The organism is Litorimonas sp., assembly GCA_029936425.1.
Classification (GTDB): Bacteria; Pseudomonadota; Alphaproteobacteria; order Caulobacterales; family Maricaulaceae; genus Litorimonas.
The window spans coordinates 1-2,528 of sequence record JAPYSU010000057.1 but is presented as its reverse complement, the minus strand read 5'-3'; the positions used below and the strand labels follow the sequence as shown (position 1 = coordinate 2,528).

Annotated in this window: 4 protein-coding genes; all 4 read left to right on the top strand. The window is 47.3% G+C overall.

Annotated features, from left to right (window positions below; genetic code table 11):
- Positions 1 to 249 (top strand): hypothetical protein (locus ACN0IC_RS14980; protein ID WP_416879571.1); only part of this gene is annotated, 249 nt, incomplete at its 5' end.
- A 4-nt stretch (positions 250 to 253) separates the two neighbouring features.
- Positions 254 to 874, top strand: coding sequence for a class I SAM-dependent methyltransferase (locus ACN0IC_RS14975; protein WP_416879570.1), 621 nt, complete (start codon positions 254 to 256; stop codon positions 872 to 874).
- Between the two features lie 74 nt (positions 875 to 948).
- Positions 949 to 1,707 (top strand): SIR2 family protein, encoded by a 759-nt coding sequence (locus tag ACN0IC_RS14970; protein ID WP_416879572.1) that lies wholly within the window; start codon positions 949 to 951, stop codon positions 1,705 to 1,707.
- Positions 1,707 to 2,351 carry a non-canonical purine NTP pyrophosphatase gene (locus ACN0IC_RS14965; RefSeq protein ID WP_416879569.1) on the top strand — a complete coding sequence of 215 codons (645 nt, stop codon included), beginning with the start codon at positions 1,707 to 1,709 and terminating at the stop codon, positions 2,349 to 2,351. The genes ACN0IC_RS14970 and ACN0IC_RS14965 overlap by 1 nt, the downstream gene beginning before the upstream one ends.
- The last annotated feature ends 177 nt before the right edge of the window (positions 2,352 to 2,528 follow it).

Below are 2,528 nucleotides of genomic sequence, written 5' to 3'. Positions count from 1 at the left end.
GCGTTGTTGTATGTGTACGCAACTCCAGACTTAGCTTTGCGTCTCTACTGTCAAAGGGAAAAACTGGATGAAGTTGAATACGAGTCCATCTTCTTCGATGCTATCGGAGCTGAGGTTGAATCTGACGTGAATATGATGATGAATGATGCTGATGCGGTCATTTATAATTGGTCTGGAGAGGCTAATTATGAAAAAGCTATCTCCTCAATGGCCAATATTTTAGGCTTGAAGCCCCTAAAGAAGGATTAAAGATTTGACCAATTTCGACGGTGGATATGATGATGGATATCGCGCTTGCCCATGTTTTTGGGGGAAAGAAATTGGCAGTCTGATCACTAAATTCCTTGAAGGAAATTGTGTGAAAAACAGCAGAATTTTGGATGCGGGTTGCGGCGAGGGGAAAAACGCAGTTGCGCTTGCAGAGCTAGGAGCCAACGTAACCGCAATAGATTGCTCCGAGGCCGCCCTCAAGAACGCTCAGAACGCGTTTGGCCGCAATAGTGTGCAATGGCACTGCTCCGATGTTCGAAACTTGGATTCAGCAGCCAAACCGTTTGATGTTGTTGTAGCTTATGGTTTGTTGCACTGCATGATGTCTGCCGATGAGATAGAGTCGGTGGTGCTCCGTCTCCAAGAATTAACGGCAGTGGGCGGATGGAATATCGTCTGCGCATTCAATGATCGTGAGCATGACCTTTCTGCTCACCCCGGCTTTGATCCATGTCTGATACCTCACTCGACCTACCTGAGGCTTTATGACGGGTGGGAGGTCACTTATAGCAGCGATGAAGATTTGCATGAGAGACACCCGCATAACAACATCCCTCATGTTCATTCGATGACCAGGCTCATCGCTAGAAAGGTCAAGAGATGACACGATGCCCAGATGACCTTCGAAGATTGTATCAAGAGGGTCGCGTCATACCCTTTCTTGGTGCTGGCGCTTCGATGGCCGTGAGTTGGAAAGATGACGGTGCTATAAAACGAGGCCCCTCCTGGGAACAGCTTGTAGATCAAGCAGCTAGGCTTGTTGGGGCAAATGAACCGGCTTTACTAAGGATGCGGGGTTCCGACCTTCAAATTCTCGAGTATGTAAAGTCAAAAAAAGATGGCATGCAACCACTCATCAATTGGTTAAACAAGAACATGGAACCACCTGATGAAGCGTTGTTGTCGTCAAAGATTCATGGTGCATTGGCGGCTCTTGAAAATTGCAAACTCTTCTATACTACCAACTACGACGATTTTCTTGAGCGAGCTCTTCAGTTGTCTGATCGAGAGGTTGTAACAGTTTCATCTGAACACGAACTCAGCCAATCTCTGCACGAAAAGACTCAAGTCGTGAAGTTCCACGGTGATTTCAATCGACCTGAAGCTATGGTGCTTACCGAAACGGACTATGACCGAAGAATGATGTTTGAAGACGCGCTCGATCTGAAAATGCGTTCGGACGTTCTAGGAAAAGTGATTCTATTTATTGGATACAGCTTCAATGATGCAAATGTTGCCTATCTCTTTCGACGTTTGAATGATGTATTCGGCAAGCTTCCGCAATCTTTCGTCGGAAAAAGAGCATACATAGCATATTCTAATCCATCAGATTTTGAACGGCGGTTGTTTCACGCAAGAGATGTAGAGGTTATCTCGATTGATGGAAATCAACGTGAAGAGGACATCGCAGGCCTCTTGGAGGGGATGGCAAGCTAATGAGAAAGACCCGTGTCAGATATGCAACCAAAAGCAGCTTTAAACATGATGAAGTTAACCAGATCATTTCATCCGCGAAACTCAAAAACCGCCATGGTGCCGAAGTCTGTGCCATAGATCACTTCGAGGTTGAGTTTCCCGGGGTCTCAACAAATGAACCACTCGAACGTAACCTTGAAGAAATGGTGCGACACAAAGCCATTTCGGCGTACCAGCGTATTTTGGAACCTTGCATTGTTGAACATGCGGGCCTTGTCCTTGAGAGCCACAAAGAAGCGAACTATCCAGGCGGCCTTACGCAACCGATGTGGGACGCTCTCGGAGCTGAGGGCTTTCTAAGCAGTGTGACTTGGGCAGGGGAAAAGGTGACAGCGAGGGCTGTGGTCGGTTACTGCGATGGAATGAATGTTCATATATTTGTCGGTGAAACCATCGGAAAATTCTCACCAGAACCACTGGGTGCTCGCAAGTTTTATTGGGATACCGTATTTATTCCCGACACTGGTGACGGACGCACCTACGCAGAAATTTCTGCAGGTGAAGGTGGGCTGATTGAGAAGGTCAAGCTGTCTCAGTCTAGGAAGGCCATGATAAAGTGTCTTGAATTTATGCTGCGACAGGATCCAATTATGTTCCCGGCGTAAGCTGCGAAACTGTTGTAAAAAGGGGAACGTAAGCTTGCTCTGTAAGATTAGCTGACAGCAAGGCACACTGAGGTACGCTGAGCTTCGAATATTTACTTTTACGCCCTGTCCTGCCGTTCCCCCCGACCTTCCCAGTAATCTCCTCAGGCAAGTAGCCCTCCCAGAGGTCCTCCACCA